The organism is Candidatus Woesearchaeota archaeon, assembly GCA_003694805.1.
GTDB lineage: Archaea > Nanobdellota > Nanobdellia > Woesearchaeales > J110 > J110.
The window spans coordinates 67,498-74,974 of sequence record RFJU01000131.1 but is presented as its reverse complement, the minus strand read 5'-3'; the positions used below and the strand labels follow the sequence as shown (position 1 = coordinate 74,974).

Genomic DNA, 7,477 nt, shown 5'->3' with positions numbered 1-7,477 from the left:
TCCCTCTCAAGCTCGTGCAAAAAAGAGCAACCAGGAACGGTCTGCTGCGTCCCCAAACCAGGAACCAACACCTCCCCCATCAACCACACCAGCAAAAAACCCCCTTCGAGCGAACAAAGCAGCGAAAATGAAACACAAACACAACAATCGCCCTCCACGCTAGACGTCTACTTCGGCGACCCGACCAGCCCCACCAACAGGATCTTTGACGGAAAAACCCTGCGCCTTGACAGCACAACAGGAAAGGAACCCGCCTTCACCATCAGGATAACCAACGCTCAACCATCCTCAAAGCTCATCGTCATCCACCTTCTCGGCGACCAAGAACTCGACCGGAAAACCTACACGGCAGGCACGACCAAGACAACATGGAACATCGACCACAAAATCCCTCCCTCGCAACTCTACAGCTTTGAAAACACCAAAACCCGCATCGAATTCATCTTCCTCAAAGACGGGGAAGGCCCATATAAACCCGCAGAAGACCGAGTCGTCAGGGCATACCTCGTCGTCAAAACACCCATACAACTCGTCGGAGGGTCAAACAAGTGGTCCCAACGCGAAACCTTCACGCTCACCTGCCCCTCGCAAGCAGGATGCACGAAATACCAATCAGCCCTTGTATGCCAAGACAAAAGCCGGGTCGAATGCCTCCAAGCCATAGCCAAACAACCAAACCCTGCATCACTTTCCGCAGTGTTTCGTGACGCAACCGCCATTAGCGAAGAACGACCCGTCCAAGGAGAACGAACAGACATCACCGTCACCAACGACACGAAAGGAACCTTCCTCGCCGTGAAAGTAACCACAAAACAACAAGACGGACAAGAACAAGCAATAATCCTCCTCTCAAAAAACCCCATCTTCATCGACACCAACCCTCCCTACGTCTTCACGGAGTTCGATGGCCTGCAACAACGCCTCGCAATAACGTGCCAAGACGACGAAAGCGGCTGTGTACAAGAATACACGTACGCCTACCTTGACAACATCAAAGACTTCGCATCCAGCATTGTGAAAGGCGTTATTGGCAAGGAGGCATCCATCCACTGCCCAGACCCCACAAAGGACGCCAACTACCCGCTCACAACAAGGCAAACATACATTGACTACCGATTTGACGACGTACGCGTCATATGCGTTCGCGGAAAAGACCGGGCAGGCAACGTCGACGTCAGCCCACAAATCCTCTACAGCACTGCAGACCTCCTCGAAGGCGCCCTTGCAAGCCTGACCTAAAACACGCCTTCCCAACACCCGACCAAAGCACCATGACACGAACACACAAGAAAGGACTTGCTTGGCACCAATTCGGCCTCGCCATCCTGACAGCAGTAACCCTCTTCATCCTCATCCTCCTTCTTTATGAAAAACTACCTGCCCTCTTCAAAGGAACAACAAGCACCGTCTCCTGCGGCAACCCCCTTATCGGCAACGGAACATGCACGAATAAAACCAACTGCACAAACGGCATCGCTTACGAAACAGCGCCCTGCACAGACAAAGGAACCGTCTGTTGCATACCCGCAAGCGCGCCTCAACAAAAAACAGCCGCTAAGAACCCTCCGCCAAGCCCGCAAAACAAAAACGCATCCAAAGCAACGCCCTGAACACCGCCAGCGTGAACAACACGACACAACCATGCAACACACACCGAGGATGGCACGAAACGCCGCCGCCAAACACTCCAAAAAAGGCCAAGCAACCTTCCTCCTCATCCCCGTTGCCAAACTCGTCCTCGTCGCCCTCATCCTCATCACCCTCTTCATCGTCTCATACAAGATCACAAGAAGCATTCTAGGAGCAAATATTAACAAAGACGTCAAAGACAACTTTGAAAGATTTGCAGCACTCATAAAAGAGCTAGAACGAAACCCCGCCCCTGTTGCCCAATCAGACCCCTTCACGCTTATTGCCAAGAAAGGCTACGGCATCATCGGATTCAACCTCAACCGAATCCCCCAAGTAGGAAGCCCCAAAGAAGAAATCTGTGGCGTGCTTGACGACAATGCCAAGCGCAAAGCGCCCTCCCAGTGCATCAACAGCTCCTGTCTCTGCCTCTACAAAGCAAGCCGCTACGGTGTTCCTGCCAGTCCTGGAAACCCTCACACTACACCACCATCAGAAGAAGGGCTTGTTGAATGCGTCAACATTCCAAACGCCGTTTTCTTTATGCGAAGCAGTCAGCAAACCACACCAGGAAGCACAGCGCCACAGCCACAAGACCCGCTCCTAGAAAACAACATAGGAACGCCCTACTTCCCCTCCACAGGAGCAGTCCACATCCACCCAGCCCTCAACAACTACACCCTCGAACACGTCGCCTACTTCCCATGGGGATCTTGCTCCGCGACACCCGGCACAATCGAAGAAAAACCAAACGCGCCCCCCCTGTTCCAACGTGTCAGAATACAAAAATACAAAAACGGCCTCACCTACTACTTCATCACGGAAGACCGCGGCCTTGTCAAAGACGAACTCTACGAAGCACTTCTTACCACCACGCCATAATCCACACTCGCTTCTCCAGACAATCCTTTTGAACAACAAAAAAACATGCTTCGGTCGCCCCTCCCGCCACGTCAGCGCACCAAGCCGCACTCACAACAACACGCAAGCACTACCCCTGCCAAAACACCCCGCCCGACAGCAACCTTTTTAAGCCAAATGTCCTGAGAGAAACCATGCGCGCCACTACAGGAAAACGAGGCGACATGACCGCCTTCAAGTTCCTCACCCTCTTTGAGCTGCTCTTCGGAGGATTCGTCCTCATTCTCGTCATCACCATCGTACTCAAATCAGCAGACGCGTCCAACTACTGGCAAAGATACTACGCTCAGGACATCGGCACATCAATCAGCATCCTTCACGCCACCCACGCCAACGCGGAATACCTCTACGACAACCTCAGAAAAGACGTCCTCTACGACTTTAACACAACCCCCACCGCCCTCATCGTAACAAAACACGCAGCAAGCGCCAAAGGCGAAGCAACACAGTACGCCATCCCAACCAGCCCGACAACGACCGTCGCCAAATCCTCCATCTCAAAACCATCCACCATCCCCCTCTACAAAACCAACAACACCATCTACATCTACACCTACACCACAACACCCCCCTCGACGCGACAACGCCAAAACACGCCCCCCTAAGCGCGCAACCGCGCCAAAGAAGAATCATCGCCGAAAAAGAAGAAGATGAAGACCAACCAGACACACAAGCCGCGCTGCCAGAAACCACTCGCGATGAAGCCACTGCGCAACAAACGAGGACAAATCAGCTACGCACCCATTCTTATCTTTCGCTTCATCTTCATTCTCGTAACGGTAGGCATCATTCTCTCGCTCACCTACTACCTCACCGACAAAACCATTGACTCAAGACAAGCAGAAGCAACAGCCCTCTGGACGCGCGTCATGTATGCACCCAACGGCATCGTAGCACAAAACCCCTTCACGAGAACGGCGCAACCAGGACGAATCATCCTTGACCACTTTGACAACAACCACCTCAACACCATCTACCAACACCCACAACCAAGCGAAATCACTGTGTCAGCAAAGCTCGAACTCTTCGACGCCAACCAAACACGCATCAAGACGGCCTACATCAACGAAAAAGGATACAACCGCACCGAACCAACCGCCCTCGCCGCCATCAAAGGGCGCGGAGGCGCAACTATGGTCCTTCGCAACTTCACCATCACCTACAAGGAAGAACAAGAAACGCACTGGAAGCCAGGAACACTGCGCATAACCATACTCCTCCCCCATGAAACAACAAACTCGTAATCCGAACAACCACCGCCCCGCAAGAAAACAAGGAGAAGGCCTTATTGACGCCTTCGTTATCCTAAGCATCGCTCTCATTGCCATTCTCATCTTCATCTTCCTCCCCGCAACAACAGTCACCAAGCAAAACCCTTCCTCAGCGGCAGAATTCCCGGACAACACGATAGGCTACGACCTCCAAGCCTTCCTTCAAACACCCGTAACAACTCCTCCACGACCCTACGTGAAATACATCGCAGACCTCATCACGTACGAAGCAACACTCGGCACAGGATTTCCTCAGACAAAGGAACACTTCAAACGATTCGTCCTCGAACAAACAAAACCTGCACAGTTCACACTAACAATTACCAAAGCAACAACGGGGGAACTGCTCCTCCAAGACAGCGCATTTACGCATGCAGGAAGCAAAATCTACACAGGAACCTCTACAGCACAGAGCAAAGCACTAGCAGCAAAAAAATATCTAACCACCCAAGCAACAACGCCAGTGCTAGGATATAATCAAACAACGTACCGAGTCACACTCAAAAGAATCTCCTTCACCGCAAACCAAAACATATGAGGAAATATTCCATGAACGCCAGAACCAACAAAAAAGGAACCAGCGACGCCATCCCCCTCATACCCCTCTTCATCTACATCACCGTCATCGTCGCAGTAGCCCTCCTCTTCGGCCTAGTCCTTGGCAAATTCACCAACCCGACCAACGAGTACCTCGGCCTCAGGCAAAGCGCGCTCTCCGCCACCATCCAAGAAGAAGGCCTCCTCCGCCACTACTTAACGCGCGCACTCACCCTCACAGCACAAGAAGCCCTCTTCAACACAGCAAACGCGAGCCTCACACCACGCAACACGACGTGCGGAACCTACCTCGTACCACTCTGGACCGCCCCTGGCAAAGAGTGCTACCCGAACCCGCTACCCGCACTTACCACCGCCCTCCAACCCCTTCTCGACACGGCACTCATCACCCACCCTGCCATTGGCGCCGTCCCGTACAACCTCAAAAAACTAAACGACGACCCTCTCACCCTCCTCCTCGAAGGAAACGACACCATCAACCTCCCCATCACCCTCGCCAACCAACTCGAAGCGTCGCCCGCAGCAGATCCAACTGCAATACGAACACTCCTCTTGCCCCTCCCAGGAAGGAAAATTATTATCACGTCCTGCTGGGGCGAGCGAACACTCCAAAACGGGCAACGAGACTTCCACGACGGCATCGACCTCATCGGCATGCCCTTCAAAGATCCAGCAACAGGCATTAACAATGAAGACAACGTCATCCTCCCAGCAAGCGCAGACATCATCTACTCCTGCGGCGATTGGAACAATGCCTGCCACTGCACCCTCGTCGACACCACCTGCCCCCGAACGTGCCGAAACAAATGCGCAGACTATGGCACCGGCTACGGAAACACCCTCATCGCCAAACACGACAACGGCCTCTACACCCGCTTTGCCCACCTCGACGACGTCGTCTACAACGTCAACAAAGGCGACACACCCCTTCACAAAGAAATCACCGCCCTCGTTGGAAAAGTCGGCAACACCGGGTACTCCGAAGCAAAACACCTTCACTGGAGCATCTACCTCCCCCAAACAGGGCCCGCAACGGACAAAGGCGTCAACCCCCTCTGCTTTCTCAAACCCGAAGAATTCAAACGATTACAAAGAGGAGCCAGCGCGCGCAGCTGCGCTAAGTACAGCAAAAACCCCTACAGCATCAGCCCCGACGACCCCGTCCTTGCCCAAGAATGCGCACCGTACTGGAACAAACACACCATCAACACCCTCGCATTCCCAACCGCGCCGCAAGCAGCCCTCTCCCAAGGCATCAGCACCACTCAAGCCAGACAGCTCCTCACCCCCTCCCAGCAAAAAAACTTTGAAGCAACCAAGAAGAACCTTGAAGCCATCGGCATGAATACCATTCTAAACGCAATTGAGAACGCAAAAACCCTGCACGACTTCACCGACCTCCCCGCCAGCCTCGTCCTCGCCATCATCACTGTAGAAAGCAAAGGCGACAAGAACGCCATAGGGTACAATAAAGATTCTACGGACCGAGGCCTCATGATGATAAACGATAAATCACTCCCCGAATGCCAGCAAGCATGCAAAATCACCACCCCCGAAGAACTCTTCGATGTCCAAAAAAACATCTGCTGCGGCGTAGCCATCCTGAAACAAAAACGAAACATCTTCTCGAACGGCATCAGCAAGAGCAAAGCCCAACAGTACTGCCCACGCGGCAACCCCAACCACGACAAGTGGCTCACCTACACAGGCTGGCAAGCCACTCTGCGCGGCTACAACGGCTGGTACTGCGAAAGAAACGGAAAAACCGTCGGCGACCCCGACTACGTAGAAAAAGTCATGGCCTACCTCTCCGCATGGGGGGGAGACGCCCTCCTCGCCACGCAAGATCCAACCAAGAAAACCCCGCCAACGCCGTCCGAACGAGTCTTCGGCACCTTGACCTTCGTACCCAACGCAACAACCACCCTCCCCTTCAACTTCACCAGCTTCACCTCCCTTATTGCCTGGGCGAAAGCAACAACGGAGCGCTGTGCAACAGAGAACGGCGCAAACATCCAATCCTGCGTTGAAGACAGGATCAACCACTACCAAGGCCCAGGAACAATAACAAGAGGCGCTTGCCCGAACAACGACCGCCTCTCCGCCTTCGCCACGGTCGTGGAAGCGCTTGCGGACTGCCACGCCCAGCCAAACCAAGGCTGCCTCTGCGACCCGCAAACAACACGCCTCCCGCCCCCTCCACCAGGCACAGCCATACGACTCACCCCGGACGGCCACGTCCAACTCATCAACAAAACAACAATCATCTACGATGTCGCCCTCACAACCCAATTCGCCAACGCAGAAGACGAAACACAAAGACCAAACCTCAAAGAAGCCACCCTTTGGAGCACCATAAACGCCTCCACGCCAGAACCCTTCCTCGCCGCACAAGACCTTGCAAGCAACAACACAAGAACCCTCAGAGACCCGTACCCGACACTCCTCCTCTACAAAAACTCCACGCCACGCTACGTGCTCGGAAAATTCCTTCCTAACACGCAACACCCGACCATCACGCTCCTCCAACAACTCAACGCATGCAACAAAGACCAAGCAGCAAGCCAAAGCGGCATCGGATCCCTAGCAAATTTTGCCGGAGCACTCGGCGTCGGCAACGTCTTGGACAAGTTCGCCTCCCCCTTTTGTGAGCAAGGAAGCCAATACCTTGGCATCTTCCAAAACCCCCAAGGCGCCTTCTTTGACTACGTCACCGGCGAAATCCTCGACGAAACACTCCTTAACAACACACAAAAACAAGGAGCAATACCGCTCTGTAATCAAGAAAAACGCTACTACACCTTCTGTGCAGAGCTTCCTCTCGCAGAGCCCATACCCTACGTTTGCCAAAACACAACGCTCGCAACACCCCCTGTGAGAATCCCCTTCGCCCTCTACCTGCCTCCTAAAGGTCAGAACCAGTGGAAAACCCCCGACCACATCATCCAACAAAACACCTCGCTCTTCCAGCCAGAACCCCTCGAATGCACGCAATAACGCCTTCCTCGCTCGGAAAACACAGGAAATCACCTCCCCGCATTCTTGAGCGCAAAACATATAAAACTGGCCCTGAACCCAAGAATCACATCGAACACAGG

7 protein-coding genes are annotated in these 7,477 nt (G+C 53.5%); all 7 read left to right on the top strand.

Features of this window, described 5'->3' with window-relative positions:
- A partial coding sequence (locus tag D6783_05075; GenBank protein RME52456.1) for a hypothetical protein occupies positions 1–1,239 on the top strand: 1,239 nt, incomplete at its 5' end.
- 32 nt (positions 1,240–1,271) lie between these two features.
- Positions 1,272–1,610: a hypothetical protein gene (locus D6783_05070; GenBank protein RME52455.1), complete on the top strand. Its 339-nt coding sequence runs from the start codon at positions 1,272–1,274 to the stop codon at positions 1,608–1,610.
- A 49-nt stretch (positions 1,611–1,659) separates the two neighbouring features.
- Positions 1,660–2,511, top strand: a complete 852-nt coding sequence (locus D6783_05065) for a hypothetical protein (protein RME52454.1) — start codon at positions 1,660–1,662, stop codon at positions 2,509–2,511.
- 173 nt (positions 2,512–2,684) lie between these two features.
- The gene (locus tag D6783_05060; protein RME52453.1) at positions 2,685–3,155 is read left to right on the top strand and encodes a hypothetical protein; all 471 of its coding nucleotides are present in this window, start codon (positions 2,685–2,687) and stop codon (positions 3,153–3,155) included.
- A gap of 45 nt (positions 3,156–3,200) precedes the next feature.
- Positions 3,201–3,794 carry a hypothetical protein gene (locus D6783_05055; protein RME52452.1) on the top strand — a complete coding sequence of 198 codons (594 nt, stop codon included), beginning with the start codon at positions 3,201–3,203 and terminating at the stop codon, positions 3,792–3,794.
- Complete coding sequence (locus D6783_05050) at positions 3,775–4,359, top strand: hypothetical protein (GenBank protein ID RME52451.1); 585 nt, start codon at positions 3,775–3,777, stop codon at positions 4,357–4,359. Before D6783_05055 ends, D6783_05050 begins: the two co-directional genes overlap by 20 nt.
- Complete coding sequence (locus D6783_05045; GenBank protein ID RME52450.1) at positions 4,356–7,376, top strand: hypothetical protein; 3,021 nt, start codon at positions 4,356–4,358, stop codon at positions 7,374–7,376. Before D6783_05050 ends, D6783_05045 begins: the two co-directional genes overlap by 4 nt.
- Positions 7,377–7,477 lie beyond the last annotated feature (101 nt).